Raw genomic sequence first — 17,175 nt, forward strand, 5'->3', positions numbered from 1 at the left:
TATCTATTATTACCCAGCAATACTCGCCAAATCTTGTGCAAACTTCTGAGCAATATCAGTATCAATTTTCTGGATACTGACGCGTATCGCTTGCGATTCATTCCCAATATCGAATGAAGAACCTGGCCTGACAAGCCAACCTTTGCGTGACAACTCGTATGCAGCCGCCTTGCAATCTCCGCCAACCGGAACCCAAACATTTAGGCCATCAATAGAAGCGTTTATATTAATACCAGCGCTCATTAGGGCTTGGACAAGCGTGTCCCTTCTTTCAATACAATCTGTTTTTGCCTTTGCGAGCGAACGTTGAAATGCCTCATCCGTCAAGCAGGTAATCACTAATGATTGAAGCACCCTACTGACCCAAGACATACCAGGTGCTAGCCTGGTATTAATACGCCTAATGGACTCTTTATCGGCCGCTACAAATGCCATTCGTAAATCGGGCCCTAACCCTTTTGAGACGCTGCGAAATATCGACCAATGAACGGTAGTGTCTGGAATAATAGAGTGATGCTTTGTGTTTGCGAGCAATGAGAAATGATCGTCTTCCATCACCAAAACGTTAGGGTAATCAGACAACACGTGGCGTAGCTCTACCGCCCTTTCTTGTGAAATATTTGCGCCGGTAGGATTATGTGCACGTGGTGTAACCAAGACCGCTTTAGCACCTTTGTCCAAAGCCGCTTTGAGTGGCTTAGCTTGCATACCGTTTTCATCAACGGGCACACCAATAACTTGCAGCCCAGCAAGTCGAATTGCATTGGCCGAACTTATGTAACAAGGATCTTCCACCACAACGGTATCACCGGGTACAAGGTGTGCTGCCAATAACCGCTCCAAACTGTCAATGGCACCGCTGCACAAGGTGATATCAAAGTCTTGTGCACAAACATCTGCGAACCATGTCATGCCAAAGTCATGCACGTCTTCTAGCAAGGTTGCTTCACCGTAAACATATTGTTTGAGTGATGCTTGGCTAACCACTTTGTTTAAATCGGGCAACCATTCACGACGCGGACTGCCATCAGCCAAATCAAACAGCGCGGTGTCAGTAACGCCTTCTTGCTCGCCTGCATCACTCTCTTGGCAAATACGTGTACCTAAACGACCTTGCGTTAACGCAATACCCGCTTTAGTCAAGCGTTGGTAAGCAGAAGAAACCGTGTTGCGGTTAACACCCAGGTCTTCTGCTAATTGGCGCACAGGTGGCAATACATCACCAGGTTTTAGTTGACCAGTGCTAACAAGTTCTCGCACTGACTCAAAAATTTCATGTGCAGATTGCCCTAAAATATTGACTTTCATTTTTGTCCTATGACAATATATTTTTTGTCATGAGCCAATAAGCGAATTGCTCGTTATCTCATGCTTATTATTCTTTCTTCGCAAATTATAAACACATAGGAGTGCCAATGTTTACAGGTTTATCAGCTTTTCCATTGACGCCGTTTAAGGATGAACACATTGATTTCACTGCGTTTGAAAAACTTATCAGTAACTTAGTGGACGCTAAAGTCGATTCTATCGGGGCACTGGGTTCAACAGGGTTATACCCATATTTGAAAACAGAAGAGATAAAATCTGTCGCACAAAAAACAGTAGAGTTTGCGGCTGGCACACCTGTCATGGCCGGTATTGGCGCGCTAAGAACCATTGACGTATTGAAGAATGCGCAAGCAGTACAAGAAGCGGGTGTTAACGCCGTATTACTTGCGCCAATGTCATATCACCGCATGCAAGAAGATGAAGTGTTTGAACTTTATCAGCAAGTGACAGCTAACCTTTCTGTGCCTTTGTGTGTTTATGAAAACCCGGGCACGACTAATTTCACTTTCAGTGATGAGCTTTATCGTGACGTAACACGTTTACCTCATGTGGCAGCCATAAAAATTCCCGGTATGCCCTTTGCCACCGAGCAAGGACATCAGCGTCTTACTGAACTAAGAAAGATAGTGCCAGAACATGTAGCGATTGGCGTGAGTGGTGACAAGTTTGGTGCCAAAGGTATGGCTGCGGGTTGTGATTTGTGGCTATCAGTCCTAGGTGGCTTATTTCCGCACACCGTAAAAGCCTTTATCGAGAAGGCCGCAACATTACAGCAATGCTTGCCAGAGCAAGCTCAAAATCAATATGAGACGCTCTGGGGTTTATTTGTGAAGTACAAAGGCGGTCTGCGCGTTATGGCAACAGCTGCAAACATACTAGGCTTTGTTGAAGGGAACGGTTTACCTGCACCGCTTAAACCAATGAACAAAGAAGATCGTGACATCTTAGCCACGTTAATAACACAGCTGGATTTGAAATAACGCAAATGCACACAAAAGTCACCGTCAACACAAGCAAGCCTGACTTGCCACATAGCGGCTTTATTCATTACCTATGGGCAGCCACGCTTGCAAGGGTTGCCACTGGTGGTGCAGCGGTGGCTATCGTATTACTTGCCCACAGCTTCGGCGCAAGTGGCAAACTTATCGGTGTTTACTCGGCTTGTTTAACAGTACCGCACGTATTGGGACCTATTTACGGGAAGTGGTTAGACAAAGCGAAAAATCCATTTTCGTTAATTGCCGCCGCATGCGTCGTTTTTGTGGTGAGTTTTCAACTAGTCATACAAAGCTTTCATTGGCAACTGGTATCAATAACGATTGCGAGCTTATTGATCTGTGGCGTATGCACATCACTGATGATGGGCGGCTTAAGTTCACAATTACGTCACCTTGTCAGTCAAGATTTGAGTATTCGGCGCCGCTCTCAAAGCTGGGACATCATTACCTACAGTTCGGGACTTACGCTAGGGCCTTTGCTTATCGCTACCATAAGTAGTGCGTATTCAGTGCCTTTATCGGTTGGCATCGTTATGTTTGTGCCACTGCTTGCTGGGTTCATTATTTGGCATATGCCAACACCCCATATCAGTAGAGCAAAAGCGAATGATATTGCGGGCTTTAGACAGGTCATTAATATCATATACAGCTCCCCTGCCCTCAAGCGCACCATTGCAATGACATCGAGCGCTGCATTTGCTGTCGCAGCATTGCCCGTTATAGCAATCTATCTGGTGGATGGCTGGCAGCAAAATCAAGAAAAAGGAGCATACCTTGTTACCAGCTACGGCATTGGTTACCTAATCGGCTCATTGATTTTGATTGCAAAACCACTAAAAAAAGAAGCGCTACGTTTACTAAGAATGACCAGTATTGCCCTAGCCGTTAGCTTAGTGATTATTTACTTCAGCTATTCCTTTTCCACAGGGCTAGTAGCGTATTGTTTATGCGGCATTGTGAACGCGTTCTTTTTTGCTTCATCACTTGCGGCAAGAACAGAATACGCACCAACGCATTGCGCTGGGCAAGTATATATGTGGGTTGCTGCAGCCAAAATTACGGCCACATCAATTGGCGCTTTTTGCGCGGGCTACTTAGTAGATAGCGCAACTACCTTACCGTTAGTGATCTCTTCTTTAGTGCTAGGTATCGCCATCACGCTCTGCTTTTGGCAATGGCAACATTTGCCGAGTTCTACCTTGGACAAAGAAAATTCTCGTTAGCGAAAATAGTAAACTCTGTCATTTGCATGGAGCGTTAGGTAAATAAGAGCTTAAAATTCCCTTGAGCAATAAGTAACCACTGCATAGTATAGTGAGGCTGGTTGCCGATAAGAGAACGATTTTCATGAAAAATATATTGAAAGCTGCGTTACTTTGCATCCCTTTTACGAGCTTTGCTGAAGAGCCACCCACGCCCTCCCAAACACTCTTCACTAACGTCCATGTGTGGGATGGGAAAAGTAACGGTATTACCAAGCCTATCAATGTTCTTATTGAAAACAATCTTATTAAAAAACTAAGGGCCAATAAAAGCGACATAAACGCGAAAGCCAATATTATTGACGGTCAAGGAAAGGTGCTAATGCCTGGACTGATTGACACTCATACTCACATTGCAGTTCCAGAGCAGTTAGGAACATTAACGAACGACGTCGACTTTATGTACTGGGGAATTTCGGCTGCTCAGGTTACTGAAGATTGGTTGATGCGTGGCTACACCACAGTGCGTGATGCTGGTGGCCCTGCAGTAGGTATAAAAAGAGCGGTAGAAGACGGTAAAGTAGCTGGCCCCCGTATCTATCCTTCTGGGCCCGTAATTTCACAAACATCGGGGCATGGCGATCATCGAGCTTACACTACGCCCCACCCCAATATGCCAGGCAACAAACCCCATGCAATGCAAACACCACAAGGGTTCGAGTTGCTTTGTGATGGTATTCCAGAGGTTTTACGATGCACTAGGGAGGTACTTCGTTCTGGTGCAACACAATTGAAATTAATGGCAGGAGGCGGTGCTTCTTCAAGTTTTGGTCCACTCTATACAACCCAATATTTACCTGAAGAAATAGAAGCTGCCGTAAGAGCCGCGAGAGATTATGGTACCTATGTAATGGTCCATGCTTATCATGATGAATCAATAATTCGTTCAATCGATGCTGGAGTTAGGTCAATAGAACACGGCACATTAATGACGGAAAAAGGCATGAAGAAAATAATGGAGAAGGGAGCATGGATCTCTCCTTATTTCACCATGCTGTCATTACCATGGGAAACAATCGAGGCTTATGTCGGACCACAAAATGCTCATAAAGCGAGAGCCATATACGATGGCGCCAAAAAACAAATAAGCATTTTAAAAGCATCTGGCTATGACAAAATCGCTTTTGGTGCTGACGTAGTAGGACCTTTATCAGCCCAACGTAATGCCAACAATGAATTTGTCGTACGAGCTAAGTACTGGCCTCCCGTTGAAGTGCTAAAACAAGCGACCTACAACAATGCACGCATGTTAAAAGAAGAAACTGGCTCCCGTAATCCATACCTAGAAGGCGAGCTTGGCATCATTGCCGAAGGGGCATACGCCGATGTGATTTTGGTAGATGGGAATCCACTGGAAAATATCGAACTATTGGCTACCCCTTATGAGTCCTTATTGGTCATTATGAAAGACGGCAAGGTTTATAAGAACGCCCTAAAGTTGACAACACAGTAAACAGGCAACCCTTTGAATACAATACTAATTGACGGTAGTTTTCACGCGTAACTACTTGCGAAATATAGCCAAAATGCTTTAATGCGCTAGCTATAATTTGTTGAAAGGAAGCCAATGCTCTATTTTATTATTACCTGCGCACTTATCTTATTAAGCGTGTTCGTTTTCTTACCACGATTCAGTCAATTTACCCAGAGGTACAATTTAGGGATTAACTTTTTCCTGACACTTGTTGCCACGCTGGTGGGCGTTTTTCTCGCCATTTCAATTACCAATTACGAAACCGTAAAACAAGAAAAACAAGATGTCATCAAGCTCTTGCTGTCTTCAATCTCATCGGTTGAAACCTGCCACGAATATACACGTGTGCTGGTTGAGTATCATAATTCATTACCTGCGAAAGACGGTTCGAAGGCAGACTTTTATGTCAACAATCCACCTCCGTATCCGGATTACCTAGACATTTTCTTAACGCAAAATATTGTCAGCAAAAACTTATCTGGTGCTTCTCTTAGCGATTTGAATGAGCTTCTCATTAATCTAAAACGCAGTCGTACGTCGAACGCTCCGCTTTACCTTGAATTATTGAAGCGAACACAAGATTTGCTTCAAGTAGAAGTGTCATTTCAGCAAGGAAACATCAGTCACAATCAGTTAGAAGCGCAACTAGATACCCTAAATGACTTCACTCAAAGCGCTGTAAGCACAGTTAAATAACCCAGCTGTGTCACGTCGCTTACCTAAATGGGGTAACAAAGCGGAGTATTGCCCGAATAGTAGTGACTGACACTTACTGCAACAATTTTGAGGTTAAAAAAACAGGCCGGATAAGGTGAAATACGTTTTACGTCGACGCCTGTTTAAACGCTAAGTCCACCAGAGCAGTAATTGCGCGTCATATAATTAACTGCAGCTGTGCAGCGCAGTAGTTGCAATATCTAGGGAGCGCAAACAGCATGATAAGAAACTTACTTTTGGGTGTGGCATTTATTTCTTCATTTCTGTCTACTGCCAACGCTGTCTCTTCTGAATCTATAGGTGAAAAGCTTAACCAACATATTGAGCAGTATGTCGAACAAGAAGATTTCCAAGGTGCAGTGTTAGTTGCACAGTACGGTAAGCCGATATTTCAAAAAGCCTATGGTTATGCCGACAGAGCGAGTAAAACACCCAACACACTGGATCATCAATTTCTTATTGGCTCAATGACAAAATCATTTACGGCTGTTGCGGTAATGCGCTTGGTTGAGCAAGGAAAACTCGACTTGCATGCGCCTATCTCAACCTATATTCCCAACCTAAATAGCGAGCTAGCCGATGGGCTGACGTTACACCGTTTACTCAAACATCAATCAGGGCTGAACCGTCATCTAGAACAGCTGACACACTTCGAAGAAAAAGACGTTAGCTCAGCTGAGATTCTCAGTATTATTAACACCGCGGAGCAGTCCTTTGCGCCCGGTTCGGATTACGAATATGGCAACCTCAATTATCACTTAGCAGCACTCGCCGTTGAAAACGTCACTAAGCAATCTTACGCGCAAGCCATGCAGGCGTTAGTTTTTACGCCATTAGGGATGAAAAATACAGGGGTTGAACGTATTAGCTTGCCACCATCAAACCGCGCAAACGGTTATCGGAAAAGCATGTTTGGCATCGACCGAGACGAAAACATTGTTTCTTACGCGATAGGTTCAGGTGATATCTACTCAACCGTTAACGATTTGCTGATATGGGAACAAGCGCTATACAAGCCGGACTTTCTATCACAGCAAAGCATCGACTTACTGTTTAAAGGCGAGAACCAAGCGTTTGGCTATTACGGCTACGGTTTTCGCATCAGAGAATACCAACGAGGTGCTGGGCAAGAAAAGCTAGGCAAGCTAGCTCGCCACGGTGGCTCTATGGACGGTTTTTTATCAAATCTACACCGCTATACTGACGACCAATTAACCGTGATTATTTTGGCTAATATTCGCCGCTTTCCTATTCGCAATTTAACGTTTGAATTAAAAGAAATTGCACTTGGTACTGATGGATTAAAACGAGATAGGTCGACATTTGAGTAGTATTTAACACCTTTCACCGCTGCACTATTCATCCTTGTTTACTTAACAAAAATAGTGTTGCAGGCATAGCCATATCAGACACTGTATATAAGTATAAATGTCTTTTGAGCTTTACAGCGCAAATGAGTCGTTATTGATTCTACAATTTCACTTGTAAACTATAAGCAATTTGGTTATTTGCAACTATTATTTAGTTGTGGCACCGCACTAAGAATTAACTTATCCAAAGGGCTAATTAACTTCCCACAGGTGCTTGAGTTAGATTTAAATGATGGGTTGCATGTTGAGCTCAACACGTAACAAGCCCATTAAAAATCGCCAGGAAATATACGCTGGCTAGATGCCCAACACTCGGGTTTCATTTTGTTGGTGTGCTAGGCTTTAGATGGAATTATTATGAAACTAGGTTTTTTGAAGAGCAGTAATTTTTGGAGCGTTTCTATTGCTGCTTTAGCATTACTATTTTCATTGACCCCCCCATTGTCTGAATGGATTCCAGACAAAGATTTGTCGATGCTACATTCGAATAGAACAGCAATTGGAAATTATTTTGGTATCGTCTCTTACGGCTTACAAATTGATCTAAAGAACGAAGGCAATAAACCTTTATCTATAACAAAATTAGTTCTTGAATTAACAGACCCAGACTCGACAAAAAGTTCTCTAATAGCAGAAACAATTACACAATTTAGTGGTGGGCCGAATGCTATTGTGACACCAATAACAAGGATCGTTATTAAACCAGACGAACAATGGAGCAATCTGGTTTACTTTTACCCGAAGCATGACCCTGAGATGGAGTACAAAATTAATCAAGTCCGATTCAAGATAGTCGAAGATTTAGGTGATCAGCAGGCGGTGATTGGAGGTCAGAGATTGATTCGGGCTCCGAGGCATCTAGTCAAAGAAGCGAAAGATCTCTTTGATCAGAATTTTGACTTAAAAAAAGGAAAGTATTCCGTGAAGTTGATTGCTTATTCAGAGAAAGAAATTCTTAGAGCTAATTCATTCCAATTTGAAGTTCATGACTTTCAGATTCAGGCAAACCAGTCACAGAAAAATGATTACAAGTACGGCATGGGAATCTACGGCCCGGCACAGAATATTAAGATGACATGGCTAAAAAACAATTCGATAAAAATAAAGGAATAGATATGAAAAAAATTTTGCTGATACTCACTTCGATACTCGCACTTAATGCGCAAGCAAATGAAGCAGATATACGAAAAGAGCTTCAAAAGCATGTCGATGGTTTGAACCAAGAAAGTCTGCCTAAAACAACATCAAGCTTTCATTCACAGTCACCCCAATACGCCCCATTCACACAAATGATGCAACAAAGTTTCCAGCAGTATGATATATCAATAGAGATGAAAGAAATTGACTACGTTGGTAGGAGTGGAGAGTACGTTGTAGCGAAAGTTACCTCACAGGCCGTTAGAAAGTCTGGCGCACCATTTATAGATAATCAATCAACTACTTTCTATTTTTTTAAAAAAGATGGAACAGAATGGAAGATATGGGCGTTTATGGGAGTAGATAGTGTTCCACTCCGATAAAGCCTAATAAGTAAATACAGGTGAATCCTGCGGCGCACCTAGTTTAGGCGTTAACTACTCGTCTTTGGCTTAGAGCGTCGTCTACTTGGTTTAGCTGGCGCATTGCCATTCGCCGCTTTAGGCTTATTCCCCTGTGGGCGACGCTTTTGTTGGCCTTTATTCACCGCATGTTTTTTCTGACCTGAACGCTGTCCTTCTTGGTGCTCTGCGCGTTTTGGGTTAGCATTTAAGTCGAGCTTTTTAGGCTTCTTCGGTTTCTTAGGTTTTTTCGCTTTCAGCGGCTTAATTGGGCGCGATTCTGGTAGCGGGTTATTCGCTTTAAAGCCTTCCACTTCGCGGCGAGGAATATGTTTTTGAATAACATACTCAATATCTTCCAGCTGCTTGTGTTCGTCAGCGGTTACTAATGAAATAGCTTGGCCATCAACACCTGCACGGCCTGTTCGGCCAATACGATGTACATAGTCTTCTTGTACGTTCGGCAAGTCAAAGTTCACTACTTGTGGCAACTGGCTTATGTCGATACCGCGAGCCGCAATGTCAGTCGCTACCAATACTTGAATGGTTTTATCTTTAAACTGCGCGAGCGCTTTCGTGCGCGCTCCTTGGCTTTTGTTACCGTGAATGGCCGCGGCTTTATGTCCTTCTGCCTCTAAATAGCGAGTTAAGCGGTTTGCCCCGTGCTTTGTACGACAAAACACGAGCACTTGCTGCCAATTTTCGGTTTTGATGAGGTGGTTTAGTAGCGGCGCTTTTTTCTTTTTATCGGTTGCAACCAACCAGTGCTCGATAGTTGCCGCGGTTGAGTTTTCTGGCGTTACCGAAATTTCTACGGGCTTGTGGGTCAGTTCTTTTGCAAGCTCACGAATATCTGGAGAGAAGGTTGCTGAAAACAATAAGTTCTGACGCTTTTTCGGCAACAGTGCCAAAATTTTATTGATGTCGCGGATAAAGCCCATGTCTAACATGCGATCAGCTTCATCAAGCACTAAAGTGTCAACAGCATCGAACTTAACGGCATTTTGCTGATGTAAGTCGAGTAAACGCCCCGGTGTTGCCACTAGAATATCGACACCACCACGCAAGCGCATCATCTGTGGATTAATTTTAACGCCACCAAATACCACCGTATGTTTTGTCGATAGGTTTTTACTGTACGCTTCGATGTTCGCTTCAATTTGCGCAGCAAGTTCTCGCGTTGGCGTTAAGATAAGTACAAAACACTGGTTTGCCCCTACCTTCTTTTTACTGGCTTGAAGCTGTTGCAACGTGGGTAATACAAAACTTGCCGTTTTACCTGTACCTGTTTGTGCAGCCGCCATCACATCGCGCCCCGAAAGCACTGCAGGAATTGCCTTTTCTTGAATTGGCGTAAGTTCGCTATAGCCTTTTTCTTCAAGGGCGGAAACAATTTCTGGACATAGGTCGAGGTGTGAAAGGCTCATGGTGACTCTGGGTGCGGATAATAAAAAGGCGGCAAGGATACGTTAAGGTTAGTCGATAAGCAATGTTATTACCTGTTTCACGCTATTTCGAAACATTTCACCCTTTGTTATATTGTAACAGTTACATCTGTCGCTAAACTTTGTTGGTTCAACGAGACTTTATCGAAAGTTGGTACGTAAACCGATAGAATGGCAAAGTTTTGCTCATCCAAATGACTAACATAACAATTAAAACTCAATAGATAGCGTTAAAGATATGAAAAATTCCTTGATTTCAGCTCTTCTATTGTCGGTAACTTTAGCTTCAACTGCGCACGCGTCTGCTATCAAGCAAACTAAAGGCGATTTTGAAGACAAGTTCCGTCAACTAGACGAAGTACTACCTACGCCAAATGTTTACCGCAATGCAGCAGGTGAACCAGGTGAAAACTACTGGCAGCAAAAAGTTGACTACAAAATCAAAGTGTCACTTGACGAAGAAAAGCGTCGCATTACTGCTACAGAAGACATTACCTACAAAAATAACTCACCGTACCGCCTAAAGTACCTTTGGGTACAGTTAGACCAAAATATCTTCAAAGAAGATTCGATTGCTAACATGTCAAACGACTTCGGTGGCATTGGTAACCGTGGTCCTAGCGCATCTGCAGGTAGTAGTGACAAGCCAGCACAATTAAGCCTTGGCACATTGCGTCGTCAACAGTTCTTAGCCGACAACGAAGTGGGCTATGAAATCAGTGCGATTAAAGACAGCCGTGGTAACGCATTAGACTTCGTCATAGTTGGTACTCAACTGCGTGTTGATTTACCAAAACCACTAAAATCAGGCGGTGAAGTAGAGTTCACTATTGATTTCGCATTCAATATTGTTGAAGAAGACGCCGTATCTGCGCGCGCAGGTTATGAGAAATTTGAAGACGGTAATGACATTTTCCTTCTAGCACAGTGGTTCCCGCGTTTACACGCTTACACTGACTACGAAGGCTGGAACAACAAAGAATTTTTAGGTCGTGGTGAGTTCACTCTAGAATTCGGTGACTACGAAGTAGAAATTACCGTTCCTGCAGATCACATTGTTTCTTCAACAGGTGTTTTAGCTAACCCGAAAGACGTGCTAACAAAAACACAACGTAAGCGTTTAGAAGAGGCGAAAACCGCTAAGCGCCCAGTGTTTATTGTGACCGAAGAAGAAGCATTAGAGAACGAAAAAGAAGGCACTAGCAAAACAAAAACGTGGAAGTTCAAAGCTGAAAACGTACGTGATTTTGCATGGGCTTCATCGCGTACTTTCATGTGGGATGCAAAAGGCTACCAGCAAGGTGGTGACGTTCAAGACCACGTAATGGCGATGTCTTTCTACCCTGTAGAAGGCGGTGACCTGTGGAAGAAGTACTCAACTGAATCAGTTATCCACACCATGGAAGTGTACTCACGTTTCTCATTTGATTACCCATACCCAACTGCACAGTCAGTTAACGGCCCAGTAGGCGGTATGGAATATCCAATGATCACGTTCAATGGTCCTCGCACTGAATTACGTGATGATGGCGATCGTACCTACTCACAAGCGGAAAAGCGTTTCCTTATTGGTGTAGTTATTCACGAAATTGGTCACATCTACTTCCCAATGATTGTTAACTCAGACGAGCGTCAATGGACTTGGATGGACGAAGGCCTTAACAGCTTCTTAGACGGTGTTGCAGGTCGCGAATGGGATCCAAACATTCCTTGGGGTGTTGAGCCGCGTGACATTACTGGCTATATGAAGTCGCAAACACAAGTGCCAATTATGACGCAGTCGGACAGCGTATTACGCCTTGGCCCTAACGCTTACACTAAGCCTGCGGCAGCACTTAACATTCTTCGCGAAGTGATTTTAGGTCGTGAGTTGTTCGACTTCGCCTTTAAAGAGTTCTCTGAGCGTTGGATGTTCAAACGCCCTACGCCATCAGATTTTTTCCGCACGATGGAAGAAGCATCAGGTGTTGACCTAGACTGGTTCTGGCGTGGTTGGTTCTACTCTACAGACCACGTTGATATCTCAATCGACAAAGTTTACAAACTGCGTTTAGACACGAAAAACCCTGACATCGATTTCGCGCGTTTACGTGATATTGAAAACGACAAGCCTTCATCTCTGCATGTTGAACGTAACAAAGCAGAAGGCAAAACATTGTGGATTGACCGCAACAAAGACGTAACAGACTTCTACGATGAAAACGATCGCTTCACAGTGACGAACAAAGAGCGCAACGCCTACAACAAATTCCTAAAAGACTTAAAGCCTTGGGAACGTGAAGTATTTGAGCGTGCGGTTAAAGAAGACAAAAACTACTACGTATTAGAATTCTCTAATGTTGGTGGTTTGGTTATGCCTATCCTTCTTCAGTTAACGTACAAAGACGGCACCGTTGAAGACCAGTACATTCCCGCTGAAATCTGGCGTCGTAACGCGAAGAACGTTCGCAAGCTTATCGTCACGGATAAAGAGAAAGAGCTTGTAAGTGTTGTTGTTGATCCAGGTTGGGAAACAGCTGACGTTGACGTTGAAAACAACCACTACCCACGTGAAATCATTCCTTCACGTGTAGAGGCATACAAGCGTAAGAAGCGTGCAGGTAAGGTTTACCGCGATATCATGCAAGATATCAAAACTGAGCTGAAAACTGACGAAGAAGACAAGAAAGAAGAGAAAAAGGATAACTAATGACCAACCGGTTATTAACGTTCCTCGCCGCCATTAGCCTGTTAGTAAGTACTGTGTTTTCAAGCACAGTACTTGCACACCAGCAAAAAGCGGCAGAAACCACCGTACTGTTTAATAAAAACTCTGGCCAGCTTGAGATTATGCATCGCTTTTATTTGCATGATACTGAGCACGCCGTGCAAGCCCTGTTTGACAAAAATGCAGATATTCTTGATTCAAAAGAAACACAGCAGCAGTTTGCTGACTATGTTGCTAAACAGTTTTTAGCGCGCACGTTAGATGACAAAGACTTGCCATTAAACAGTGTAGGATTTGAAGTAGAAGGCAAATTCTTTTGGGTTTACCAAGATACTGTGCCACCTAAAAACCTAAAAGGTATTAAGTTGTACAACGGTGCCCTAAGAGACTTATGGCCAATGCAAATTAACATGGTCAATATTGAAGGTAAGGGTGACGTGCGCACGCTTTACTTCCAAGACAGTGAAGACTGGTTAGTTGCTACGTTCTAAAACACGCCTGTAGCATTTAAAAAGCCGAAGCATTTGCTTCGGCTTTTTTGTTTGCGGTTGTGTAACTTTATGGTGTTGCTATGACGTTTATATCACCCAATTCACTTCTTCAGGAGACAACGGTCGACTATCACCAGGCTGTAACTTGTCATCCAAAACAATGTTACCAATGGCAAAGCGATGTAAACCGACTACAGGGTTTCGAAATCGACCAAACATGCGCTTAATTTGGTGATAACGCCCTTCGGTTAGTGTCACCAGCGTTGTATATTCGTCGATAATTTCCAACGTTGCAGGACGTGTCGTGATATCTTCATAGCCAAAATACATACCAGCAGTAAACGCATCGACATACTCTTCCGTGACTTTGTTTTTTAACGTAACTCGATACTTCTTTTCAACTTTACTGTCAGGCAAGGTCAGGGCACTTGACCAGCGACTGTCGTTTGTTAACAGCACAAGCCCTGACGTGTTTAGGTCTAACCGACCAACAATATGAAGCTCTTCGCATATCGATTTATCAAAACTTGATGCGAGTATATCGATAACCGTTTTATGCTTTTCGTCGATTGTCGCGCTAACAACACCGACTGGTTTATGTAACATGATATAGACGGGTTGGTTATTTTGAATAACCTCACCATCGAGCGCAATTTGGGAAAAGCGATTAACGATTTGGTCGACACTTATCACCGCTTCGCCATCAACCACAATGCGCTTCTGCGCCACCATCAAGCGCACCGCTTTTTTACTGACTCCACAATGTTCAGCAATAAATTTGTCAATACGTTGGTGACTAATCGACATAGTGATTAAGTATGCTTCAGATAGGTGTGGTTACGCATTGGCAAGCAACTGCGATACTTTAGCTTTCGATATTTTAGATATTTTGGTGATGAGTGAAAACGGGACGTGCGTATCACCGGTTTGCTCCGCGATATCTTCAAGCATGACCAGCCACAACTTAGCTGTCATTTCCGCATCAAATAACGCGCGGTGAAAGCTGCCTTCAGCCGATATGCCTTTGTAACGCGTTAACGTACCCAATTTATGGTTAGGCGCATCTTGATATATTCGTCTTGAAAGCAGCAATGAACAAGCGAACTCTCCGCTATAGCCAGCTGAAATGGCTTGTAGCTCGGAATCGAGAAACTTGCGATCAAATGATGCATTGTGCGCCACAAGATGCTGACCTTGTATAAAGTCTGCAAACGCCGCCATCACCTCATGGTTGGGTGCGGCATCAAGTAGCATTTGATTGGTGATGCCCGTGTAATCTTCAATAAATGGGCTGACGCGCCTACCAGGATTCATTAATGCTTGAAACCTATCAACAATAACGCCGTCTTGAAGTTTAACTGCACCTATTTCTATTGCTCTGTCACCTTGCTCTGGTGAGAGTCCCGTGGTTTCGAAATCGAGTACCACAAGCGAGTTAGCATTCGGATTGATCATAATAATGACTGGACGCCGTTATTGAATTTCTAGAAGTTCAACATCAAAAATAAGGGTCGAACCCGGTGCAATTTTGCCCGCAGACGTATTGCCATAAGCTAAATGTGCAGGAATAAAGAAACGTGTTTTATCGCCCACCACCATTAATTGCACACCTTCTGTCCATCCTGAAATCACTTGATTTAAACCAAACGAAATAGGCGTGCCACGCTCAACAGAGCTGTCAAATACAGTGCCATCAAGTAAGGTACCGTGGTAATGCACTTTCACTTTAGAGGTTGCTGTTGGATGCTCGGTACCCTCGCCTTTTTCAAGCACCTGGTATTGCAAGCCTGATTCTGTTTCGATTACACCTTCGACTTGTTTATTCTCTATCAAGAAAGTTTCGCCAATGCGTTTGTTATCGAGCGCGAGCGCTTTGTTATTAGCATTACGTTGAAACCACAACACAGCAAGCGCTATCACGACGATAAGAACAATAAATTTCACAGCAAATACCTTAATCAGACACTATTTGCGGAGCAGTTTACGCCAAATAGTGCCTAATTACTTGTAAAAAGTATTAAATGCCTTGCGCACTCATCGCGTGTATTAACCGTTGGAATGCAAAATTATTCGCGCCGACAAGGTAATCTCCATCACCCGCATGCCAACAATTGTCATGAATATCTCTCATCGTCTTTGTTAATCGCTTTTCCAACTCATCAAACGATTGAGGCGAAAATGCAGCATTCTGCTCCATTTCAAACAAAGACACTGCAACACCGCCCGAATTAACCGCTTTAGCGGGAGCAAAATTGACATTCGCTTCCCGTAGCGTCGTTATTGCACTTGCTGTACACGGCATGTTTGCCCCTTCAAATAGCCATTCGACTTTGTTTTCAATAAGTGAGCTAGCATCTTGGCTATCGACTTCGTTTTGTGTGGCACAAGGGATGGCTATTTTACAGGGAATACCCCAAGGCTTTTGTGAATCTAGCCACTCCCCCTCTTGCTCATCAAGTTTTGCATTTCGGCCACGCTCTAATAAACCGTTCACGGTATCAAGGGATATACCGCTCTCGCGATATAAACTTCCTTTACTGTTCGATAATGTCAGTACATTGGCACCGCATTCAATAGCTTTTTTAGCAGCGTGAAGTGCAACATTGCCAGCACCTGAAATACAAATATCTTGCCCTTCAAGCGACTTATCATGCTTTTCCAGCGCCCGTTGCACAAAAAAGATAGCGCCATATCCTGTTGACTCTGTTCTTACTTGGCTACCACCAAATTCCACATTTTTCCCCGTTAACGCCCCTGTGAACTGATTCTGCAATCTGCGGTGTCGGCCAAACAGGTATCCAATTTCTCGTTGCCCAACATTGATATCACCGGCAGGAATATCGGTTGTGGCGCCAATATGGCGATGTAGCTCATCCATAAAAGCATGGCAAAAACGCATTACCTCTCGATCCGATTTTCCTTTGGGATCAAAATTAGCGCCGCCCTTGGCACCACCTATGGGCAACCCCGTTATTGCATTTTTAAATGTTTGTTCCAGTGCTAGAAACTTAAACGTTGATTCGGATACGTTGGGGTGAAAACGTAATCCACCTTTGTAAGGGCCAATCAAGTTTGCATGTTGCACTCGCCACCCTTGATTGACATGCACTTGGTCGCTGTCATCAACCCATGCCACATTAAACTGAATAATGCGATCGGGTAACATCAACCGTTCCAATATGTTGTCCTGCGTCACTAACTCCCACTGCGCGTCAGACAGTTTCATATAGGTTGTGAGCTCTTCGATGGCCTGTATATACTCCGATTGACCATCGAATTGAGCTGTCAGTTTCTCTATTACTTTTTCAAGATAAGCATGTTTCATACGTCCTCCTTATTTGCTTGACGTTCAAGCCAGTGCGCCTTACCACTGAGTTGCTCCTGGCTATGTTTTAAGGAGCGTATGACGTTCTCGAACTCTTTTTTTGCCACTTTGTCTTGAATGAAGCGTTGAATAGTGGATATAAGCTCAATATTCTGTGACGTATCCGACACTAAACGCTGAAGCATAGACAGTTGCGCTCGCCTGCCTTGGGGCTTGGCAACGGGATGATGATAGGTAAATTTAGGCAAAATATTCGCGGCGCAATCAATTGCCATTTTGTTAAGGGAGGAAATCACCCCCAACCTGACATCAATCGCTTCACTAAAATCAAAAACAACACTGTTTCTGTTTGACTGTTGCTGCAATGCAAGTAACTGTTCAACTTCTTCAATACACACCTGCATGACGTCATGAAAAAGCGACAAATCACCATGTTTGTTGGTTGATGTGAAAGGGTCCACAACTTTTCTCCTTGCTGCTTCGTATTACTGACATCTTCCAATAAATGTGCCAAGCTTG

The 17,175-nt window shown here is 43.6% G+C and carries 16 protein-coding genes; 9 read left to right on the plus strand and 7 right to left on the minus strand.

Features of this window, described 5'->3' with window-relative positions; all coding sequences use genetic code 11:
• Positions 1 to 9: 9 nt before the first annotated feature.
• Positions 10 to 1,308, minus strand: coding sequence for an aminotransferase class I/II-fold pyridoxal phosphate-dependent enzyme (locus tag ACFSJY_RS02275; RefSeq protein WP_386030673.1), 1,299 nt, complete (start codon positions 1,306 to 1,308; stop codon positions 10 to 12).
• Between the two features lie 107 nt (positions 1,309 to 1,415).
• On the opposite strand from ACFSJY_RS02275, the gene ACFSJY_RS02280 reads away from it, so the two are divergent.
• From ACFSJY_RS02280 to ACFSJY_RS02310, 7 genes are all read left to right on the plus strand, one after another.
• Complete coding sequence (locus ACFSJY_RS02280) at positions 1,416 to 2,309, plus strand: dihydrodipicolinate synthase family protein (RefSeq protein ID WP_386030675.1); 894 nt, start codon at positions 1,416 to 1,418, stop codon at positions 2,307 to 2,309.
• 5 nt (positions 2,310 to 2,314) lie between these two features.
• Positions 2,315 to 3,550, plus strand: coding sequence for an MFS transporter (locus ACFSJY_RS02285; protein WP_386030677.1), 1,236 nt, complete (start codon positions 2,315 to 2,317; stop codon positions 3,548 to 3,550).
• A 124-nt stretch (positions 3,551 to 3,674) separates the two neighbouring features.
• Complete coding sequence (locus tag ACFSJY_RS02290; RefSeq protein ID WP_386030679.1) at positions 3,675 to 5,042, plus strand: metal-dependent hydrolase family protein; 1,368 nt, start codon at positions 3,675 to 3,677, stop codon at positions 5,040 to 5,042.
• A 114-nt stretch (positions 5,043 to 5,156) separates the two neighbouring features.
• Positions 5,157 to 5,759, plus strand: a complete 603-nt coding sequence (locus ACFSJY_RS02295) for a hypothetical protein (RefSeq protein ID WP_386030681.1) — start codon at positions 5,157 to 5,159, stop codon at positions 5,757 to 5,759.
• 239 nt (positions 5,760 to 5,998) lie between these two features.
• Complete coding sequence (locus ACFSJY_RS02300) at positions 5,999 to 7,111, plus strand: serine hydrolase domain-containing protein (protein WP_386030684.1); 1,113 nt, start codon at positions 5,999 to 6,001, stop codon at positions 7,109 to 7,111.
• 396 nt (positions 7,112 to 7,507) lie between these two features.
• Entirely contained in the window at positions 7,508 to 8,263 is a 756-nt protein-coding gene (locus ACFSJY_RS02305) for a hypothetical protein (protein WP_386030685.1), read from the plus strand.
• Positions 8,227 to 8,670 (plus strand): hypothetical protein, encoded by a 444-nt coding sequence (locus tag ACFSJY_RS02310; protein WP_386030686.1) that lies wholly within the window; start codon positions 8,227 to 8,229, stop codon positions 8,668 to 8,670. The genes ACFSJY_RS02305 and ACFSJY_RS02310 overlap by 37 nt, the downstream gene beginning before the upstream one ends.
• A gap of 50 nt (positions 8,671 to 8,720) precedes the next feature.
• On the opposite strand, the gene ACFSJY_RS02315 is transcribed toward ACFSJY_RS02310, so the two are convergent.
• Complete coding sequence (locus ACFSJY_RS02315; RefSeq protein ID WP_386030688.1) at positions 8,721 to 10,115, minus strand: DEAD/DEAH box helicase; 1,395 nt, start codon at positions 10,113 to 10,115, stop codon at positions 8,721 to 8,723.
• Between the two features lie 256 nt (positions 10,116 to 10,371).
• On the opposite strand from ACFSJY_RS02315, the gene ACFSJY_RS02320 reads away from it, so the two are divergent.
• Complete coding sequence (locus ACFSJY_RS02320) at positions 10,372 to 12,822, plus strand: M1 family metallopeptidase (protein ID WP_386030690.1); 2,451 nt, start codon at positions 10,372 to 10,374, stop codon at positions 12,820 to 12,822.
• Positions 12,822 to 13,331, plus strand: a complete 510-nt coding sequence (locus tag ACFSJY_RS02325) for a DUF6702 family protein (RefSeq protein WP_386030692.1) — start codon at positions 12,822 to 12,824, stop codon at positions 13,329 to 13,331. The genes ACFSJY_RS02320 and ACFSJY_RS02325 overlap by 1 nt, the downstream gene beginning before the upstream one ends.
• 87 nt (positions 13,332 to 13,418) lie before the next feature.
• On the opposite strand, the gene ACFSJY_RS02330 is transcribed toward ACFSJY_RS02325, so the two are convergent.
• The 5 genes from ACFSJY_RS02330 to ACFSJY_RS02350 form a co-directional block, all read right to left on the minus strand.
• The gene (locus ACFSJY_RS02330; protein WP_386030694.1) at positions 13,419 to 14,138 is read right to left on the minus strand and encodes a 16S rRNA pseudouridine(516) synthase; all 720 of its coding nucleotides are present in this window, start codon (positions 14,136 to 14,138) and stop codon (positions 13,419 to 13,421) included.
• A gap of 30 nt (positions 14,139 to 14,168) precedes the next feature.
• Positions 14,169 to 14,786 carry a 3'-5' exonuclease gene (locus tag ACFSJY_RS02335; RefSeq protein ID WP_386030696.1) on the minus strand — a complete coding sequence of 206 codons (618 nt, stop codon included), beginning with the start codon at positions 14,784 to 14,786 and terminating at the stop codon, positions 14,169 to 14,171.
• An 18-nt stretch (positions 14,787 to 14,804) separates the two neighbouring features.
• Complete coding sequence (locus ACFSJY_RS02340) at positions 14,805 to 15,275, minus strand: FKBP-type peptidyl-prolyl cis-trans isomerase (RefSeq protein WP_386030698.1); 471 nt, start codon at positions 15,273 to 15,275, stop codon at positions 14,805 to 14,807.
• A gap of 73 nt (positions 15,276 to 15,348) precedes the next feature.
• The gene (gdhA, locus tag ACFSJY_RS02345) at positions 15,349 to 16,656 is read right to left on the minus strand and encodes an NADP-specific glutamate dehydrogenase (RefSeq protein WP_386030700.1); all 1,308 of its coding nucleotides are present in this window, start codon (positions 16,654 to 16,656) and stop codon (positions 15,349 to 15,351) included.
• Positions 16,653 to 17,117: a hypothetical protein gene (locus ACFSJY_RS02350; protein ID WP_386030702.1), complete on the minus strand. Its 465-nt coding sequence runs from the start codon at positions 17,115 to 17,117 to the stop codon at positions 16,653 to 16,655. Before ACFSJY_RS02350 ends, gdhA begins: the two co-directional genes overlap by 4 nt.
• Positions 17,118 to 17,175 lie beyond the last annotated feature (58 nt).

The organism is Thalassotalea euphylliae (assembly GCF_042682785.1).
In the GTDB taxonomy this organism is placed as follows: Bacteria; Pseudomonadota; Gammaproteobacteria; order Enterobacterales; family Alteromonadaceae; genus Thalassotalea_F; species Thalassotalea_F euphylliae.